Source organism: Streptomyces sp. NPDC001401, from assembly GCF_042895385.1.
Lineage (GTDB): Bacteria > Actinomycetota > Actinomycetes > Streptomycetales > Streptomycetaceae > Streptomyces.
In genome coordinates this window covers 207,796-226,604 of sequence record NZ_JBIAWI010000018.1, presented here as the reverse complement: position 1 = coordinate 226,604, position 18,809 = coordinate 207,796, and the positions used below count along the sequence as shown (strand labels likewise).

The window sequence follows — 18,809 nt, the reverse complement described above, 5'->3', positions numbered from 1 at the left end:
GCGGACCGCGAGGGCAGGCCGGTCGGGCGACGGGTCATCCTCGGCATCCTCGGACTCGGCGCCATAGCGGTGCCAGCCGGCGGGCGTCTTCAGGACGTGATGGACGGCCTGCTGGCCACCGTGAGCAGCAAGGACCCCACCGGTCTGACCGGGCTGCTACCGGGCGGCGGGGGTTTCCGCTTCTACTCCGTGGCCGACAGCATCCCGCGTCGCTCTTCCGCCGACTACCGGCTCACGGTGAACGGCCTCGTCGACCGCCCGACGACGTACACACTGGAGCACTTGAAGGCCATGCCGCGCACCCGCCTGGTCCGGGACGTCCAGTGCGTCACCGGCTGGCGGGTGCCGCAGACGCCTTTCGCCGGGGTACGGCTGTCCCACCTGCTGGCGACGGCCGGGGTGAAACCGGAGGCCAGAGCCGTGCACTTCACCTGCTTCGACGGGGTGTACACCGAAAGCCTCACCCTGGAGCAGGCGCGGCGCCCCGACATGCTCGTCGCCTACGAGATGCAGGACAGGCCGGTCGCCGCCGCGCACGGCGGTCCCGTACGGCTGTATGCCGCGCCGATGTACTTCTACAAGTCGGCCAAGTGGCTCGCCGGGATCACGGTCACCGACCGGGTCATACCCGGCTACTGGGAGCCGCGCGGCTACGACATCGACGCGTGGGTCGGCAGGTCGAACGGACGCGACGATGACTCGACCGGCTGAACCGTCCGAGCTGATACGGCGCTTCACCGCCGCCGAGCGCTGGATCCACCGCACCACGGCCGCGCTGATGGGCACCGCCCTGGTCACCGCCGCCTTCCTCTATCTGCCCGCACTGGCGGAGCTCATCGGCCGGCGAAGCCTGCTGGTGACCGTGCACGAGTGGGCGGGGGTCACCATGCCCGTCCCGCTGCTGGCCGGGCTGGTTTCCCGGGCCTTCCGCGCCGACCTCGTCCGCCTCAACCGGTTCGGCCCGCACGACCGCGGCTGGCTGCGGGCGACGCTGCGCCGGCGTCCTCACCGGTCGGGGAAGTTCAACGCGGGTCAGAAGCTGTACGCGGCAGTGATCTCCGGAGCCGTGCTGGTGATGATCGGCACCGGCCTCATCATGTGGTTCCCGCGTCTCACCCCGCTGTTCCTGCGCACGGGAGCGACGTTCGTCCACGACTGGCTGGCCCTGCTCATCGGTGCCCTGGTCTGCGGTCATATCTGGATGGCGTCCCAGGATCCCGAAGCGCGCACCGGCCTGCGCACCGGCCTGGTGTCCCGCTCCTGGGCCAGGCGCCATCACCCCCTGTGGGAAGGCGAACAGCCCGGCGGGCACCAGCCCACGCCGGCCGCGCAATCTGTCCGCACAGATGCCGAACACGATGTCGGTCCCCTCGACTGAGAGGGGACACGGTTGCCGGAGCGACCGGCCTGCTGCGGCGGACCGGTCCCGCCCGCTCGACAGAACGGCCCACGCCGAGCAGCGGCGGCAACTCGGCGGCGTCGTCACGGTCGCCGCAGTGGCCGGCGGCACGGCGCATCGCGGTTCCAGAGCGCGTTCATCCGGCCAGCACCTTGTTGAGCACGCAGCCACTCTCGGCATCGACATGGAAATGGTCCAACGAACCGCCGGGACCAAGGGATTCACTCCGCTGCCCAAGCGCTGGACAGTTGAGCGGACCTCGCTGATGTTCCACCGCCGCCTGGCGCGCGACTACGAGACCTTGCCCCCGACAACACGGGATAAAAAACCAATTAAGGGATGAAACATCGGGGGTAAACGACCTCTCAACGCCTTTTCGGCATACGGCGGGTGGCACGGAAGGTGCCTGCCGTGGCGGTCTCGGTCGTGCCGTCGGGGAAGACGACCCGTGCGGTGGTGGCCGGCGGCACGTCGACGGTGATGGTCAGCTCGTCGCCGGTCGTCCGCCACTCGACGGTGATCGTGCCCTGTGGGGACTCGTGCGTGCCCCGGGCCCACGTCAGTGACGGGTGGGGGACGGGCGCGACCTCGAAGGACTCCCAGGCGACCGACCCCGGTGTCTGTCGCAGCCCGAGCGTGTGGGTGTGCAGGAAGCGGATCACGGCGCCCTTGCTGTAATGGTTCAGGGAGTCGTGGGCGTCTCCGTTCTCGTCGATGCCCTCCCAGTCCTCCCAGATGGTCGTCGCGCCGCGGTCGAGCATGTACCGCCAGGACGGTGCGGTGCGCCGGAAGAGCAGCGAAGGAGAGCGCGCGTACGTATGCGGCCTGGGTGTCGGCGGTGGTGTGTCCGTCGGGGGTGAGGAACTCGGTGCGCCAGGCGTCGCGGACGCGCTCGGCGGTCTCGGAGTAGCGGGCTGCGTCCTCGGTGCGGCCCAGCACCCTTGCGACGTCGGCCGGTGGACGTCGAGCGGTACAGGAAGGCCGTGCCGACCTCGCCCTTGTCGGCCATGAACCAGGCGATCGGGTCGGTCTGGACCGGGTCGATGCGGGTGCCGTCGGCCGCCTTCTCCTTCGGCTCGGTCCACTCGCCCCAGTGGAAGGAACCGTCCCAGAGGTACCGCTCGTGCGGCAGTGGCTCGGCCGAGCGCTCGATCCGGGACGGGTGGCGGGCGGTGCGGGCGGTCTGCAGCGCCCATTCGACCCAGCGGACCATCGCCTCCCAGTTCTCGGCGAGGACCTCACGGTCGCCGTAGGACCGGTACAGCTCCCAGGGGACGGCGACGATCGCGTCGCCCCAGCCCGCCGAACCGGTCATCTTGGCGAACTGGTCGTCGAGGTGGTGCTTGATGCGGCGGCCGTCGGGCGAGAAGTTGGCGATCCGGCCGTCGGGCAGCTGGTCGTCGCGGACCGAGCGGAGCCATTTGCGGCTGAAGCCGTGGACGTCGTACAGGCGTGTGGCGGTCGGGGCGAAGACCTGGTAGTCGCCGGTCCAGGCGAGTCGTTCGCGGGTCGGGCAGTCCGTGGGCACGTCGACGGCGTTGCCGCGGAAGCTCCAGTCGGCGATCTCGTGCAGGCGGTTGAGGTCGTCGTCGCTGCACGCGAAGGTGCCGGTGCGGCGCAGGTCGGTGTGGACGACGCACATCGTGATGCTCGCGCGGTCGAGCGCGGCGCCGTCGCGGCGGATGCGCGCGTACCGGAAACCGTGCACGGTGTGGCGTGGCTCGAACGTCTCGCCTCGGCCCGCGGCGACGGCCTCGTCGCGCTGCGGGAAGAGGATCGGCTCCTCGCCGGGACGGGAGGAGTCCAGGTGGGCGGTCGTCAGGTCGCCGTCGACGCCGACGTGTTCGCCGTAGTCGATGACGGTGCGGGTGCCGGCCGGGCCGAGGTCGTCCAGGCTGATCCAGCCGGAGGCGTTCTGACCGAAGTCGGCGATCCAGAGCCCGTCATCCAGCTGTGCGACGGATCGCGGCGGGCGGGATGCGACGACGCGTACGGGAGGCGCGGGTGACCAGTCGATCGCGGGGGCCTCCACCTGGTCGACGAGGACCGGTCGTGCGGCGCCCGGCTCGATGCGGAAGTCGGTGGTCTGCCCGTCCATCAGGTCGGCTCGGGTGATGGCCGACCGGGTGCTCGTCCAGGTCTCGTCGCTGCGCACGACCTGGCGCGAACCGTCCTCGTACACGATGTGCAGTTCGGCGCGTGCGCCGAGCACCGTCCCCCAGCCGGCCGGCAGACGGAACGCGCCGAACTGGCCCCGGTACCAGCCGTCGGAGAGGACGATCTCGAGCAGGTTGTCGCCCGCCTCGACGGCGGCCGTGACGTCCGATGCCTGGGCGTGGAGCGTGCGGTCGTAGGAGGTGGACCCGGGCGACAGTTCGGCGGTGCCGACCCGCTCGCCGTTCACGTATGCCTCGTACACGCCGAGCGCCGTCGCGTACAGTCGCGCCGAGCGCACCCCGGCCCGCGCCTCGAACCACGTCGTCAGAATGTGGGCCGGGCGCTTGCCGTAGCCGGGATCGACGGATTCGGCCGGTGTTATCCAGCGCGCCTGCCAGTCCTCGTCGAGGAGGCCGACCTCGAAGGTGCTCCACTCCGACCACGGCGACGGGCCCTCGGCATACCCGGCCCTGACCCGCCAGGCCACCTGCCGGCCGCTGCGCAGCGCCGCCCAGGGCCAGGGGAGGAACCGGTACAGGCCGGGCGCGATCTGCACCACGGGCTGCGCCTCGCCGTCGACGGCGCATTCCAGTTCGTATCCCGCGAGGTGTGCGGCGTCTGACGGTGGCTTCCACGACAGGCGGGGTGTTGGGCCCGACACGGTGAACTGGTCACCGCCGTAATCGATGCGCAGGTCATAGGGTGCGTTCTTCATGCTCCGCTTTCTCGGAAGTTCGATGAGCCCTGTTGTTTCCCACGGCGTTGTCCCCTCGCGCGTAGGGCGAGGGCCTGCGGCGGTGTGGTCGACTGGCGCAGGCTGTCGTCCCGTGCCGACGCGTCCCGCTACCGGACCGACTTGACCCTGAATTTGATGATCAGGCCGCCGACCAGGGCGAGGACCGCGCCGATCAGGTAGAGCTGTGTGTAGTTCTTGTCGCCGCCGTTCGTGACGCCGATGGTGATGATGAGCGGGGCGATCAGCGGGGCGATGGCGCTGGGGATCTTCTGCGCGAAGGCGACGACCGCGAGGTAGCGGCCGGCCTGGGCCCGGTCAGGGAGGACGGCGAAGACGATCGCCTGGTCGACGGCGGCGAACACCGCGATGGCGAGCTGCATCTGTGCGGCGCCGACGACGAGTTGGGGCATCGAGTGGGCGAACGCCTCGGTGACGGCCCCGGCGACGAAGACGGCGGAGCCGATCAGGGTGAACAGCTTGCGCCGGCCGAGCTTGTCGGAGAGGAAGCCGCCTCCGATGGCGCCGCCCGCCGCCGCCAGCACGCCGACGGTCCCGATCGTCGCCACGACGCCGGCGACCTCCTTGACGGGCAGGTCGAGCCGCTGGGCGTAGAAGAAGGTGCCGAAGGTGGTGTTGAAGTACAGACCCATGAAGAAGACGAAGCGGCCGAGCCAGTTCCAACCGAAGTCGGGGTACTTCCGAGGATTGAACCCGTAGCTGGAGACCAGGCCCTTGAGGGTCACCTCGCTGGTGTGGACGAGTTCACGGGAGTCCCCTTCCGGCTTGAAGACGGGGGACAGCAGCAGCAAGGCGGCACCGAGAACGCCCGGGACCAGGAACACCAGGAGGGTGCTGGAAGCCACCGCGTACGCGACGCCGATGCCGACAACCGGTGCGACCTGGCTCGTGACGCTGGTCAGTGCCGAGACGCGGCCGCGTTGCTCTTCGGGCACGCGATCGGCCTGGACGTTCTGGATGGCCTGCCCGGCCGTGGACCAGCCGACCATGCCGACGACCCACGCCAGGCCCACCAGGAAGACGCTGGGTGCGGCGGCGATCCCGAAGAGCGCGACGACTCCGAGGACCGTCCCGGCGATCATGAACGGTGTCCGGCGGCCGAGACGGGAGCGCGTCCGGTCGCTCCAGAAGCCGATCAGAGGGCTGAGGATCAGGTAGACGAGCTGGGCGGCCCCGGTGGCGTATCCGAGCAGCTCCTCGTGTCCGGGGGCGAGGTCGGAGATCCGCACGGCCAGTGAGTAGGACAGCGGGACCATCAGTGCCAGCGAGGCCCCGAAGTTGGCGATCATCATCCAGGTGAGGTAGGCGGCGCCGATCCTCTCCAGCGGCGGGGCCTCGATCTCGGGGGCGGACTTCTCGGCCGGCGCCACACCGCCGCTCGTTTCCGACCCTGTCGGCTCCTCACCATCACTCCTCGCTGCCTCGGTCGGCGGGAGCCCGGCCACGCGGATGTCGCGATCGTTCTGAGGCATGAGGACTCCTTCGTCTCATGAGTGTCAGGTGGCGCGGCAGTTGGTGGGGGACGGCACAGGGGTTCGTGGAGGAACGGGTGGGGCTGCGTAGGGAGCAGCGCGTCACCAGGCCCGCTTGCCGATCGACTGCAACTGCGTTCGGGCATTACTGGACCGACCAGCCCCCGTCGGACGGTAGGACGGCGCCGTTGATGTTGATGCCGTCGTCGCTGAGGAGAAAGGTGATGGAGGCCGCCAGTTGCTCGGCGGTGGCCAGGCTCGGAATCGCCTGCTGGAAGGGGGCGAGACGGGCCGAACCCGTCTGCGACAACGGCGCGGGCAGCGGGATGCCGGTCGCCACGCCGCCGGGCGTGACCGCGTTGACTCGGATGCCGTGCGGGCCGTACATGAAGGCGGCGGACCGGGTCAGGCCGATGACACCGTGTTTGGAGACGGTGTACGCGGTGCCGGAGGAGTTGCCGCGCAGCGACGCTTCCGAGGCGACGTTGACGATCGAGCCCGTGCCTTCGGCCATCATGACCGGCAGGACCGCGCGGGACAGTTTGAAGCCGCCGGTGAGGTTGATGCCGATGACGCGGTCCCAGATCTCGTCGGAGGTCTCATGGACCGGCGAGAAGTCGTCGTTCACTCCGGCCACGTTCGCGAGGGCGTCGATGCGGCCGTCGGCCGCGTCGACGATCCGGTCGATGTCGTCCTGCACGGTGATGTCGCCGACGGCGGCGGCGATCGCGCCGTCGGGGAGGGACTGAGCGAAGTCTTCGAGGCGCCTGGCCGAGACGTCCACCGCGATCACGTGTCCGCCTTCCCGCGCGATGCGCGAGGTGGTCGCCCGGCCGATGCCGGAGGCCGCGCCGGTGACGATGACTGTCCTGCCGTCGAACCGTCCGTGCGTGATGCGCTCGGTCCACGGGCCCGGGTCGCTCTCCTCGGCGGGCATGACGCCGTCGTTGGCCTGCAGCACCAGTTCGTCGACGACCGACTGGGGCAGGTGCCCTTGGCTGACGGCGACAAGCTGCTGGAGTGGGAGCGTGCGGACGGGGGCGAGCATCTCCTGGGGAACCCCGGCCCGGTCCAGCAGCCCCTTGATGAGCGGTGCGCCTTAGGGGTGGGTCAGCCATGCGTCGATGGTGCTGTGGGCGGTGAGCGTGGGAGGGGTAGAGGGAGGGGTGGTGGGCATGGGGTGCGGCCCTTCTCAGTTGCTTGGGCGAGATGCCGATGGAACGTTTCAACAACCCGGCTCGGAGGCTCGCGGCCGATCAGGAGGTGCGGGGAGAAGCGTCAGTCGTCCGCGGCCTGACCGGGCTTGCGCCCGCCGAGGCCGTGCCAGCGCCGACGAAGAGCGAACGCGGCCGTCTTCGGCTTGCGGTCGCGGGTGAAGACGCCCTTCTTGTTGCCGTCGACGCGGTGGATGCCGGCGGAGGTCTGGAAGTCGGCGAAGTTCCAGACGTGTTCGCCGACGAACTCGGGGATGCGGTCGAACACGCGGTGGTACGTGGCGAGGAAGTCACTCTGGTACTCCTCGCTCCACGGGGTGTCCCAGATGGAGTGCAGGCCGGGCTGGGTGTCGGCGCCGTACTCGGACATCATGACCGGCTTGCCGAAGCGCGCGGCCCAGCCGCGGAGGTCCTGCTCCAGGGCCCGCTCGGCGGTGGCGAGGTCGCCGGTGAAGAGGTACCAGCCGTAGTAGCGGTTGATGCTCAGTACGTCGAACAGGTCGCCGATCCGGTCGTTCTGCGGCGTGGCGAACATGACCGCGGCGTAGGTGAGGGGACGGGTCGGGTCGAGCTTGCGGGCCAGTTCGACCAGCGGCTCGAAGTACTCGCGCGCACCGTCCTCGTTGGAGGCCGGCTCGTTGGCGAGACACCACATCACCACGCTCGGGTGGTTCTTGTCCCGCTCGATCAGCTCCCGCAGGTGCTCGGCGTGGACGTCGCGGGTTGCCCCGCCGAAGTTCTCCGGGGCGAACGTCGGTGTCGGGGCCTGTCCGGTGAGGCCGCCCATGACGCCCAGGTTGAGGCCGACGGCGGCGGTCTCGTCGATGACGACGATGCCGTGCCGGTCGGCGAAGTCGAGCACCTCCTCCGCGTACGGGTAGTGCGAGGTGCGGAAGGAGTTGGCGCCGGTCCACCGAAGGAGCTGGAAGTCGTGCACGAGGTAGGCGTCGTCGTGGCCCTTGCCTCGCACGGCGGTGTCCTCGTGCTTGCCGAAACCGGTGAAGTAGAACGGTTCGCCGTTGATGAGGAACTCGGTGCCCCGCACCTCCACGGTGCGGACGCCGAAGGGCTGGGTGTAGCTGTCGACGAGTTCTTCCGCACCGGCCCCGCCCTCGGCGACCAGCTCCACCACCAGGTCGTACAGGTAGGCGGCGCCGGGCTGCCAGAGGGTGACGTCCTCGATTCGGAGGACGCCCTCGGGTCCGTGTGCCTGTGCCACCGTCCGGCCCGCCTCGTCGAGCGCGCGCACCCGGACGGCTGTCGCGTCGGCGGCCTGGCCGGCGGTCTCCACGCGATACTCGACGATGCCGGCGGCGCCGTCCCGTCCGGTGACGACCGTGACATCCTCGACGTAGGTCAGCGGCGTGCTGCACAGGCGGACCGGGCGCGCGATGCCCGCGTAGTTGTAGAAGTCGTGCAGATAGGACTGGCGTTCGCGGCCGTCCGGGCCGGTGGTAACGGTGCCCGGCGGGATCGTCTCGTTCGTCAGCCGGTTGTCGACGCCGACCGTCAGCCTGAACTCGCCGCCGGGGCGGACGATCCCGGTCAGGTCCGCCTCGAACGGGGTGTAGCCACCGGTGTGTTCGGCCACCAGCCGGTCGTCCACGTAGACCTGCGCGGCGTGGGTGACGGAGCCAAAGTGCAGGCCCACCCGCTCGTCCGCCCAGCCGCGCGGCACCCGCACATCGCGCTGGTACCAGGCGACGCCGACGTGGTCACGGATCTCCGCGTCCACGAACAGGTCGTTGTAGCTGGCGGGGACGGGGGCTTCAAGGGGCGAGGTGAGCCGTGACGTCCACGGAGTGGAGCCGGCGCGGGTGTCGAGGGCGAACCGCCACAGGCCGTCAAGGCTGACGAGGTCGCGGGTGGGGGTCGTACGGGGCGAGAGCATGGGGATCCTACGCGTCGTTGTGGGGCAGGGGCCCGAGGAGGACGGGGGAGGGGAGGGGCGTGGCGGATCAGGCCGTTTCACCGGCGTCGGCGAGGAGCGTGCTCCCGGTCATGAAGGCCGAGAGGTCGCTCGCGCAGAACAGCACCACCCGGGCGATGTCGTCGGGTACGCCGAGCCGGCCGAGCAGGCTCGGCTGCATCACGGACATGATCGCCTCGGAGTCCATCGGGACCCCGGCAGCGACGGCTGCCGCCATGTTCCCCTCGGTCGGCACGTACGTCGGTGCGACGCCCAGGACCCGGATACCGAACGGGGCGAACTCCAGGGCGAGTTGCCGGGTGATGCCGCGCGCCGCGTGCTTGGAGCCGACGTACGCGGCGAGCCCGGGGGCCGTCCCCCGAAACCCTGCCGTGGAGACGACGTTGACGATGACGCCGCCCCTCCCGGCCGCGCTCATCCGGCGCGCGGCCTCCCGGGAACCGAGGAAGACACCGCGCGTGTTCACGGCGAACACCTCGTTCCAGGTCTTCTCGGACATCTCCAGCGCGGGAACGCTGGGAAAGATACCGGCGTTGTTGACCCAGATGTCGAGCCCGCCGAGCTCCCGGACCGCGAGGTCGGCGGCCGCTACGACACTGTTGCCGTCGGTGACGTCGAGATGGGCGGCCAACGCGCGGCCCGAACCGAGGGCGTTGAGGTCCTTGGCGGCAGCGCCGGCGAGTTCGTCCTCGATGTCGGCGACCAGCACGTCCGCGCCTGCTTCGGCCAGGCGCTCGGCGATGGCCCGGCCCAGTCCGCGGCCCGCGCCGGTCACGACGGCACGCCGCCCGGACAGCGAGACCAGTTCGGCCAGGGAGCGGGACGAGACGTCGGGTACGGATACCTGCACGATGTGTCCTTCCGGTGGCGGTGCGGTCAGTTGCCCGCGCGGCGGGCGGTCTCGCCCAGCCAGGCGAGGCTGGGCTTGGGGCGGCGCTCGAAGGTCTCGCGGTCTACCTCGACCAGGCCGAACGTCGGCTCCCAGTGGCCCCACTCGTAGTTGTCGAGGAGGCTCCAGTGCAGGTAGCCGCGTACATCGACGCCGTCGCCGTCGGCGATCGCCGCTTCGAGGTGCTTCAGGGCCTCGCCGGTGTAGGCGATCCGGCGGGCGTCGTCACGGGTGGCGATGCCGTTCTCGGTGACCAGGATCGGCATGCCGCCGGTGACCTCGGCGGTGTGCCGCACGGCGATGCTCAGGGCGTCGGGCCGGTAGGCGGTTCCGACGAGCGTGTTGTCCGGGTGCTGCGGGTGGGGCTCGATGCCGTCCGGGCCGACCCACTGGCTGGAGTACGACTGCACACCGACGAAGTCGTCGTCGCGCGCCCCCTCCAGGTAGAGGTCCTCCCAGATGTACTCCAACTCCCGCTTCTTCTCCTCGGCCCCCGGGCGGGAGACGAAGGCGCGGTTGGCGACCGTCCAGCCGACCTTGGCTCCGGTGCGCTCGCGCAGAAGGTCCCGGACGGCGTGGTGCGCCTCGACCAGCCGTTCGCCGATCTTCACATCGGGGGCCGGCAGCGGCGGTCGGGGGCCCTCGTTGTCGAGGGTGGGGCTCTGCCACTCCCCGGCCGCCTGCTGGTTCTGCATGGCCTGGGCCATGCCGATCATGATGGCCAGCATGTTCGGCTCGTTCATGGTGACGACCCACTCGACGCCGTCGAGGATCGGGATGACCGCTTCGGCGTAGGCCCGGAACCGCTCCACGGCGCGGTCACCGAGCCAGCCGCCCTCCTGGGCGAACCAGAGCGGGCTGGTGAAGTGGTGCAGGGTCACGACCGGTGTCAGGCCGAGCTCGAAGGCCGTGTCGATCATCCGCCGGTAGTGGGCGAGTTCGGCCCGCGAGATCATCCCGGGGACCGGCTCGATCCGTGCCCATTCGATACCGAAGCGATAGGCGTTGAGTCCGGCGTCCGCGAGCAGTCGCATGTCCTCGCGGTACCGGTGGTAGCTGTCGCAGGCGTCACCACTGCGCTCCATGCCCGGCATGCGTCCCTCGCTCGCCCAGAAGTCGCTGTTGAGGTTGTTGCCCTCGATCTGGTGCGGCGCGGTGGAGGCTCCCCAGAGGAACCCGGGAGGGAATTCGGTCATCATCGACTGCTTTCCTGAGTGTCGGTGGTACGGGCCTGACGGCGCTTGCGCCATGGACTGGCCGTTCGGGCGCGGTGGGCAACGGCGTCAGTGCGGAGGGGCGTTCAGGCTCGAAGGCAGTTCTCGTGCCGGGCCGGTTCCGCGGACGTCGAGCTGGAATCGGACGCTCACGCGGTGGCTGACGTGCCGGGCGACGGCGGCCCGTTGCCGGAGGGCGACGAACGAGTCGCGTACGTGTGCCTGTGTGGCCGGGGCGAGTGCGAAGAAGGGTCCGTCGCAGACGATGAGCCGCGGCCGGGGCGCGAGCACGGTCGAGGGGGTGGGCGGTGAGTGCTCATGGGTGGGTTCCTTCGCGGGGGATGAGCCGGGTGGGCCGCGAGCTTCGTCAGTTCGCCAGTGCGCGGCCCCACACCAACCCTTACCGTGTGGTTGGTTTTCGTCGGGACGGTAGACCGGGATCGCAAGAGCGGGAAGGATGCCGTTCGGCTTCGTGATCAGAACGTTATGTGGTGGCGTCTCGGTCAGCGAGAAAGCGAGCGCACTGTGAACAGAGCAGGAGCCGGCGGCCCGTATGCCAAGGCGGCAGCCCATGTGAGCCTGCTGCGCCGCTGCGGCAACAAGACGGCTTCCTCTCCGTGGTGCGCGCTGAGCGGGACGGCGAGGAGTGGCAGGCATGGGCGAGTTCGCGCACGCCGACTTCGTCCAGCACCACGACGTCGACCCCGAAGACGCGGTGCTTCTCCATCAGGCCGTGCTCAACGGCCCTCAGTCGCAGCGGCTGCGGGAACAGGCCTCGGCGTCGTCGGGTCCATCCGCGTGTTCCCGAGCTGGTCTTTCCGGCGAACCAAAACAGGGGTGTCGGCCGGGCCCCCTGACGGGTTCCGCGCTCACAACCCCCACTCCCGCACAGCACTTCAGCAGTGGGTAAGCCCGGGGACCGCCTGTCGGCGCATGGTGGACCTGGCGGCGGCCATCGGAGTCGGCCACGGTGCCCGGAGGGGATCATGGCCTCCCGGCTGGTGCTGGAGCCCGAGTTGACGCCGTCGGCCGTCGCGTCGGCGGCCGGTGTCGATCTCGCGGTGATGGATCGCGGTCAGCGGCGCGGTGCGGAGGCCTCCGGTTCGGACGAGTTTGAGCGCTGGGCCATCGCGCTGCGCCACGGCTTCGCCGTAGGGGCGCACAACGCCGCTCTGGTCAGCGTCGGTTCACTGCTCGTCGAGGCCCGCCGTCAGCCCGTGTGGGGCGGCGGGTCGAAGCGGCGCACGGTGAATTCGGAACGGCACCGCTGCTCCTGCGAGGAGCACGAGCGGATCGTCCCCCTGTCCGTCAGCGCGACCCGTGGGCAGCCCACGAGGTCGTACGGAAGCGCCTGCTCAGTGTGCGGCGCGCGTTGCTCGGCAATCCCCACTGACCGGTCGGTGTCTCACGGGCGCCGCGGCGCCGAGTTGGGCGACAGTACGCTCACTCGTCGGTGCGGTCGTGGTCGAAGAGCAGGCGTACGAAGTCGGTGACGGGCCCGACGATGTCGAGGTCCTGGTCGAGTACCCACTGCAACTGGAGCCCGTTGAGTACGGCGTGGAAGAGTACCGCCGCGCTCTCGGGACTGACCCCTTCGCGCAGCCTGCTGCGGGCGGCCTCGTCGTGGAATCCCTCGGCGAACTGGGTGCGCCCGCGCTCGTAGCGTTCGACGAAGTAGGCGTGTGCGGGATGGTCCTGCCGTGAGGCCGCGGCGGCGAGCTCGATCCACAGGCGCATCAGCTCGGGCGCTTTCTGGTGATGGCGGATGAGCTCACCGAGGTAGGGGACGAGCTGATCCAGGCTCTCCACCTCTTCCAGGCCCTGCTGCCATTCCTCCGCGTCGCGTTCGGCGAGCACCTCGGCGAGGAGTTCGTCCTTGTTGCGGAAGTGGTGCAGGAGGCCGGCATGGGTGATGCCGGCTCGCTCCGCGATGTCGCGCAGGGAGGCTTTGGCGTAGCCGTTCTCGGCGAAGCTGTCGCGTGCCGCCCGTACGATCTCCGCCTTGCGGGCCGGTGTCTTGGCGTACGGCCCACGCGCTTTGGCCTGGCCCACGGTGCGCTCACTCTCCTCGACGAAGCCGGTCCGGGACGGTCCTGCGCAGCAGTTAAGCCATTAAAACTTACCATACGGTTGGGATTCGCGCATTCGCTCCGCTCCGGTCGTGGGGCGGTCAAAAGATAACGCTCTGGTTACGAAGGTCGATCGTACTCTTCCCGTGCCCGCCGCACAGGCCTAGCGTCCGACCGAAAACCAACCACATGGTAAGGGTTGGCGTGATCGCGCCTCCAGAGCCGCCAGAGGAGGCGGACGCGCCCATGGACAACGGCGCCGACGCACCGCCGGACCGGTAGACGCGCGACCCCAACAGCCGTACGGCGCACACCACTTCAGCTCCACCCTTGGCCATCGGGCGATGGCGCAGGCCTCGTCAGACGTCGGTTCCCGGACGAAGGAATCCACCCCATGCGCATACGACACCCGCACCCGCGATCGCACTCCCGAGCCCTGGCCGCCGTGGGCGTCGCAGCTGTGCTGCTCGCATCGTCAGCGTGCGACAGCGAGTCGACAGGAGCTTCCTCGTCCTCGGGGAAGACGCTCGCGCTCTCGATCTTCGGCACGCCCAACTCGTTCGACCCGACCCAACTCCTCGAAGGCCAGCAGATGTACGTCTGGGACTCGGTCTACGACACGCTGCTGATCCAGGACAACAGCGGCAAGCTGCAGCCCGGCGCCGCGCAGAGCTGGCAATACTCCAGCGACGCACGGACGTTGACGCTGAAACTGCGCACCGGCATGAAGTTCAGCTCCGGCACACCGGTCGACGCGGCCGCCGTGAAGGCGACGCTGGAGTGGATCCGGTCGACGCCCGGACCGAACCAAGGCGTGCTCGCCTCGGTCGCCTCCGTCGAGGCGACCGACGCCGACACCGTCGTCATCAGGCTGAAGCGGCCGGACGGTTCACTCCTGACGTCGCTGTCGACGGCCGCGGGAGTTATCGGCGACCCGGAGACGATGACGTCCAAGAGCGCCGCGCTGAACCCGGTCGGCTCGGGTCCCTACACCCTCGACAGGGCCGCGACGGTCAACGGCTCGGTGTACGTGCTCAAGCGGCGCGACGGCTACTGGAACAAGGAGGCATACCCGTTCGCGGAGATCAAGATCCGTGTGATCTCCGACCAGACGGCGTCCGCCAACGCGCTGAAGGCCGGTGAGACAAACGCCGGCACCGTCGATGTCACGCAGGTCGGTTCCTTCAGGTCGGCGGGCTTCGAGACCAAGCACGTCCAGGCGACGGCGGTGGCGACCCTGGTGCTGGCCGACCGTGCGGGGAGCGTGCTCAAACCGCTGGGTGACGTGCGCGTCCGCAAGGCGATCAACATGGCCTTCGACCGCGCGAAGATGGTGAAGCAGCTGCTGAGGGGCTCGGGGCAGGCGACCGAGCAGATCTTCAACCCCAAGGGGCCGGGCCACGACTCCGCGCTGGACGGGACGTACGCCTACGATCCCGCGGCCGCCAAGAAGTTGCTGGGCGAGGCCGGTTACCCGAACGGCTTTTCCGTGACCATGCCGAGTCTCGTCTTCACCAAGCCCTTCGAGCCGACGTTCACCCAGGCGCTCGCCGACATCGGGATCAAGGTGAAGTGGCAGCCGGTGCCACCTCAGCAGAGCGTCTCCGCGCTCGCCTCCAGGAAGTACCCGATGTTCCTGATCGTCGACGGGCTGAACACCACCCCGGTCGAGGCGCGCAACTTCTACAGCCCCACCGGCTACCGCAACGTGTTCAACTCCACGGACCCCGAACTGACCAAGTTGCTGGACCGGGCGAACCGGGAACTGGACCCCGCCAAGGCGGCGGACGTCTATCAGGAGATCGACAAGTTCGGCGTCGAGAACGCCTGGTACGGCCCGGTGTTCTACATCGGCAGCGACTGGGCGACCAAGAAGGGGATCACCTACCTCGGCGACGGCTCCTCGACGCTCGCCACCGTCCGCCAGTTCGGCACCACCGACTAGGGTCGCGAAAGAGCCGCATCATGATCCTCTACGTGTTGCGTCGCCTCGGAGCGGGCCTGGTGCTCGCCGTCCTGGTGACCATGATCACGTTCCTGCTGCTGAGCACCTCCTTCGACGACGTCGCCAGCAGCATCGTCGGCAGTGGTGCGACATCCGCGCGCGTCCACGCCCAGAAGGCCCAACTCGGCATCGATCGACCGCTGTTGACCCAGTACCTGGACTGGCTGTCCCACGCGGTCCGCGGCGACCTCGGCCTGTCGTATTTCACCAGCGAGCCCGTCCGGTCGGCCATCGCGGCCCGCCTCGGAGTCACGCTGTCGATCGTGATCGCGGCCCTGCTCGTGACCGTGGTGATCAGCGTGGTGCTCGGCGTCCTGGCCGCCACCCGCGGCGGCGCCGTCGACCGGATCGCCCAGGGCGTGGCGATGGCCGGCTATCTCGTGCCGAACCTGCTGACAGCGATCGCCCTCGTCTACGTCCTGGCCATCAAGCTGCACTGGCTCCCGGCCACCGGCTACACCCCGCTGTCGGAGAACCCGGCCCGCTGGCTCTCGACGATCGCCATCCCGGTGGCCGCCCTGATGATGAGCGGCGTCGCCAGCCTGACCTCCCAGATCCGGGGCGCGATGATCGGCGAACTGCGCAAGGACCACGTCCGCACTCTGCGCACACGCGGGATACCGGCCCGGTCGATCGTGCTGCGCCACGCCCTGCGGGGTGCGGCCGGTCCGGCGCTCACCGTGCTGTCGCTGGAGTTCATCCAGATGCTCGGCGGCGCCCTCATCATCGAGCAGGTCTTCGCGCTGCCGGGCTTCGGCCAGTACGCCTTGAACGCCTCCCTGCAGGGCGACATCCCGATCATCATGGGCATCAGCCTGTTCGGTGTGCTGCTCGTCGTGGGCGTCAACCTCGTCGTCGATCTCGTGGGCGGCTGGCTCAACCCGAAGGCGAGGATCCTGAGTTGACCACCGAACGCCGTCCCGCCGTGCCCGGTCGCAGGTCTGCGCTGCGCAACCTCGCAAGGGATCCGCAGGCCGTCCTCGGCGCGAGCCTCCTGCTGATCGTGATCCTCCTCGGCCTGCTCTCCCCACTGCTCACCGAGCACGGCTCCAACCAGGCCTCGCTCGACGCGGTCAACGCCCCTGTCGGAACCCACGGTTACCTGCTGGGCGGCGACAAGAGCGGCCGCGACATTCTCGCCCGGCTGCTGGCCTCCATCAACACCAGCGTGGTCTCCGCCCTCATCGGCGCGAGCATCGCCCTGGCCATCGGCGTCACCTTCGGGCTCGTCGGCGGCTACTTCGGCCGCCGGGTCCGGGGCGTCACCGAATGGGTCTTCAGCCTCGTCATGACCTTCCCGGGGCTGCTCCTGCTGATCGTTCTGCTGCCGGTGACCGGCGGCGACTACCGCGCGACGATGCTGATCTTCGGCGTACTGCTCTCGCCCGGGATCTACCGCCTCGTACGCAACCTCGTCCTCGGGGTGAAGAACGAACTGTACGTCGACGCCGCCCGGGTCTCGGGCCTGCCCGATCGGCGGATCCTACGGCGACATGTGCTCTCAGTGGTACGGGGACCGGTCGTCATCGCCACCGCGTTCCTCGCCGGTTCCTCCATCGCCGTCCAGTCGGGCCTCGCCTTCCTCGGCGTCGGCTCCAGCTCGGTCCCCAGTTTCGGCGCGATGATCTCCGAGGGCTTCACCAACCTCTACGAGGAACCCCTGCAGTTCCTCTGGCCGAGCCTGCTGCTCGGGATCATCACCGCCTCGCTGGTACTGCTCGGCAACTCGCTGCGGGACGCCCTGGAGGGCGGTCGGCCCGAACCAGCCCGGATCGCCGCCCCTGAGCGGCGGCCGGCGCCCGCGCCGACCGCCGCCTCGGCGGACCTTTCGGGGCTGCTCGTCGTCGAGGACCTCGCCATCGCGTACCCGACACCGTCGGGCGAGCTGAAGGAGGTCGTCAGCGGCGTCACTCTCGGCCTGGCGGCGGGGCAGACCCTCGGTCTCGTCGGCGAGTCGGGATCCGGCAAGACCCAGACCGTCTTCGCCGCGCTCGGAGTGCTGCCGTCGGAGGCGGTCGTCACGCGTGGCTCGATCCGCTTCGACGGACGCGAACTCCTCGGCCTGAGCGAAGGCCAACTGCGCGGCGTGCGCGGGACGTCGATCGCCTACGTGCCGCAGGAGCCCATGTCCAACCTCGACCCCAACTTCACCGTGGGGGCACAGCTCGTCGAGGGCCTGCGCGCGGCCTCCCCGATGCCAAGGCGTCAGGCGCGCGAGCGCGTCCTCGACCTGCTGGACCGGGTCGGCATCCCGGACCCGCAGCGCACCTTCGCCTCCTACCCGCACCAGATCTCCGGCGGCATGGCCCAGCGCGCGCTCATCGCCGGCGCGGTCGCCAGCCGCCCGGCGCTGCTCATCGCCGACGAGCCCACGACCGCGCTCGACGTCACCGTGCAGGCGGAGATCCTCGACCTGCTGCGCGACCTGCAGAAGGAACTGAACATGGCGGTGCTCCTGGTGACCCACAACTTCGGCGTGGTCGCCGACATCTGCGACCGTGTCGCCGTCATGCGGCAGGGCCGGATCGTCGAGACCGGCGACGCGCTCGACATCTTCCGTACACCACGGCACGCCTACACCCGGATGCTGCTGGATTCCCTCCTCGACGAGCACACCCTGCGCACGGACCGGCCGACCACGGAGCCTCTCGGGACGAACACACTCGAGACGGAGGCGCGATGACGAAGGCCCTGCTCGAGGTCAGCGACCTGCGCGTGGCCTACCCCGGACGGGGGTTCCGCGCCCGCCCGCACGAGGTGCTGCACGGGGTGTCCCTGGCGGTGGAGGAGGGCGAGACGCTCGGGGTCGTCGGCGAGTCCGGGTCCGGCAAGACGACCATCGGCCGGGCGGTACTCGGTCTGGTGCAGCCCACCGGCGGGCGCATCGGCTTTCTCGGCCAGGACATCACCCACTGCACGGCGAAGGAGCGCCGGGCCCTCGCGCGCTACATCCAGGTCGTCTTCCAGGACCCCTACTCCTCGCTCAACCCGTCCCTGACCATCGGCGACATCCTCAGCGAACCCCTCGTGGTGCAGGGCGCGACGCCACGCAGTGCCCGAGCGCGCGTGCACGAGCTGCTGGATCAGGTGGGGCTGCCGGCGGACGCCTTCGCGCGGCTGCCGCGCGAGTTCAGCGGCGGCCAACGGCAACGCGTCGCGATCGCCCGGGCCCTGGCCCCGGGGCCGAAGCTGATCGTCTGTGACGAGCCGGTCTCCGCACTCGACCTGTCCACGCAGGCCCGCGTGCTGGACCTCTTCGTCGACATCCAGCGGCGCACCGGTGTCGCGTATCTCTTCGTCTCCCACGACCTTGCGGTCATCCGGCACGTGAGCCACTGCGTGAGCGTGGTGCGCGGCGGCGACATCGTCGAGACCGGCCCGGCCGGCCGCGTCACCTCCACCCCCGAACACCCCTACACACAGCGCCTGTTGCTCGCCGCGCCGGTCGCGGACCCGGTCGAGCAGCGGAAACGGCGTGCGGAGCGGCAACGTCTGGCAGCCGCTCCTCCGACCGCCGATGTCCGACCCAATCCGCCCATCGAACAAACGAGCTGACGATAACTCAACTCGTCGCGGATCGTGCTGCAGTTCGCCGCGTACTACGGCTTCACCCAGGGGGAGGCCCTTGCCGACGCTGTCGAGACGGCGTGGGCTACCAGGCCGGAGTGAGCCGTCCGCGAGAAACATGAGCCCATGCTCACGTCAA

The 18,809-nt window shown here is 69.6% G+C and carries 14 protein-coding genes and 3 pseudogenes; 7 read left to right on the top strand and 10 right to left on the bottom strand.

The genetic code is table 11. The features are described from left to right. Positions 1 to 45 precede the first annotated feature (45 nt). The 3 genes and pseudogenes from ACFY10_RS42545 to ACFY10_RS42535 all read left to right on the top strand — a co-directional run. Complete coding sequence (locus tag ACFY10_RS42545) at positions 46 to 711, top strand: molybdopterin-dependent oxidoreductase (RefSeq protein WP_390670723.1); 666 nt, start codon at positions 46 to 48, stop codon at positions 709 to 711. Next, positions 695 to 1,378 (top strand): cytochrome b/b6 domain-containing protein, encoded by a 684-nt coding sequence (locus tag ACFY10_RS42540; protein ID WP_390670699.1) that lies wholly within the window; start codon positions 695 to 697, stop codon positions 1,376 to 1,378. The genes ACFY10_RS42545 and ACFY10_RS42540 overlap by 17 nt, the downstream gene beginning before the upstream one ends. A 166-nt stretch (positions 1,379 to 1,544) precedes the next feature. Next, positions 1,545 to 1,706, top strand: a pseudogene (locus ACFY10_RS42535) (IS5/IS1182 family transposase); the annotation flags it as partial. A gap of 58 nt (positions 1,707 to 1,764) precedes the next feature. Here the strand turns inward: ACFY10_RS42535 and ACFY10_RS42530 are convergent. The 10 genes and pseudogenes from ACFY10_RS42530 to ACFY10_RS42485 all read right to left on the bottom strand — a co-directional run bounded on the left by ACFY10_RS42530 (position 1,765) and on the right by ACFY10_RS42485 (position 13,081). Then, the gene (locus ACFY10_RS42530) at positions 1,765 to 2,160 is read right to left on the bottom strand and encodes an alpha-L-rhamnosidase C-terminal domain-containing protein (protein WP_390670698.1); all 396 of its coding nucleotides are present in this window, start codon (positions 2,158 to 2,160) and stop codon (positions 1,765 to 1,767) included. 96 nt (positions 2,161 to 2,256) lie between these two features. Continuing rightward, a pseudogene (locus ACFY10_RS42525) lies at positions 2,257 to 2,338 on the bottom strand (hypothetical protein); the annotation flags it as partial. Positions 2,339 to 2,504: 166 nt separating this feature from the next. After that, positions 2,505 to 4,271, bottom strand: a pseudogene (locus ACFY10_RS42520) (family 78 glycoside hydrolase catalytic domain); the annotation flags it as partial. Between the two features lie 128 nt (positions 4,272 to 4,399). After that, on the bottom strand, positions 4,400 to 5,782 hold the full coding sequence (locus ACFY10_RS42515; protein WP_390670697.1) for an MFS transporter: 1,383 nt from the start codon (positions 5,780 to 5,782) through the stop codon (positions 4,400 to 4,402). A gap of 145 nt (positions 5,783 to 5,927) precedes the next feature. Beyond that, positions 5,928 to 6,830, bottom strand: coding sequence for an SDR family NAD(P)-dependent oxidoreductase (locus ACFY10_RS42510; protein ID WP_390670696.1), 903 nt, complete (start codon positions 6,828 to 6,830; stop codon positions 5,928 to 5,930). 230 nt (positions 6,831 to 7,060) lie between these two features. Beyond that, positions 7,061 to 8,887, bottom strand: coding sequence for a beta-glucuronidase (gene uidA / locus ACFY10_RS42505; RefSeq protein ID WP_390670694.1), 1,827 nt, complete (start codon positions 8,885 to 8,887; stop codon positions 7,061 to 7,063). Positions 8,888 to 8,954: 67 nt separating this feature from the next. Beyond that, the gene (locus tag ACFY10_RS42500; protein ID WP_390670693.1) at positions 8,955 to 9,776 is read right to left on the bottom strand and encodes an SDR family NAD(P)-dependent oxidoreductase; all 822 of its coding nucleotides are present in this window, start codon (positions 9,774 to 9,776) and stop codon (positions 8,955 to 8,957) included. Positions 9,777 to 9,802: 26 nt separating this feature from the next. After that, positions 9,803 to 11,011: a glycoside hydrolase family 1 protein gene (locus ACFY10_RS42495; RefSeq protein ID WP_390670722.1), complete on the bottom strand. Its 1,209-nt coding sequence runs from the start codon at positions 11,009 to 11,011 to the stop codon at positions 9,803 to 9,805. Between the two features lie 87 nt (positions 11,012 to 11,098). Beyond that, positions 11,099 to 11,320 carry a hypothetical protein gene (locus ACFY10_RS42490; protein ID WP_390670692.1) on the bottom strand — a complete coding sequence of 74 codons (222 nt, stop codon included), beginning with the start codon at positions 11,318 to 11,320 and terminating at the stop codon, positions 11,099 to 11,101. A 1,152-nt stretch (positions 11,321 to 12,472) separates the two neighbouring features. After that, positions 12,473 to 13,081, bottom strand: coding sequence for a TetR/AcrR family transcriptional regulator (locus ACFY10_RS42485; RefSeq protein ID WP_390670691.1), 609 nt, complete (start codon positions 13,079 to 13,081; stop codon positions 12,473 to 12,475). Between the two features lie 411 nt (positions 13,082 to 13,492). Between ACFY10_RS42485 and ACFY10_RS42480 the strand changes: the two genes are divergently transcribed. Genes ACFY10_RS42480 through ACFY10_RS42465 form a run of 4 tightly spaced genes read left to right on the top strand, consistent with a single transcriptional unit; the run spans position 13,493 to position 18,658 of the window. Then, positions 13,493 to 15,043 (top strand): ABC transporter substrate-binding protein, encoded by a 1,551-nt coding sequence (locus tag ACFY10_RS42480; RefSeq protein ID WP_390670690.1) that lies wholly within the window; start codon positions 13,493 to 13,495, stop codon positions 15,041 to 15,043. Between the two features lie 20 nt (positions 15,044 to 15,063). Further along, a complete protein-coding gene (locus tag ACFY10_RS42475) occupies positions 15,064 to 16,008 on the top strand; it encodes an ABC transporter permease (protein ID WP_390670689.1) in 945 nt (314 codons plus the stop codon). Then, complete coding sequence (locus tag ACFY10_RS42470; RefSeq protein WP_390670688.1) at positions 16,005 to 17,786, top strand: ATP-binding cassette domain-containing protein; 1,782 nt, start codon at positions 16,005 to 16,007, stop codon at positions 17,784 to 17,786. The genes ACFY10_RS42475 and ACFY10_RS42470 overlap by 4 nt, the downstream gene beginning before the upstream one ends. After that, complete coding sequence (locus ACFY10_RS42465; protein WP_390670686.1) at positions 17,783 to 18,658, top strand: ATP-binding cassette domain-containing protein; 876 nt, start codon at positions 17,783 to 17,785, stop codon at positions 18,656 to 18,658. Before ACFY10_RS42470 ends, ACFY10_RS42465 begins: the two co-directional genes overlap by 4 nt. Positions 18,659 to 18,809: the final 151 nt, after the last annotated feature.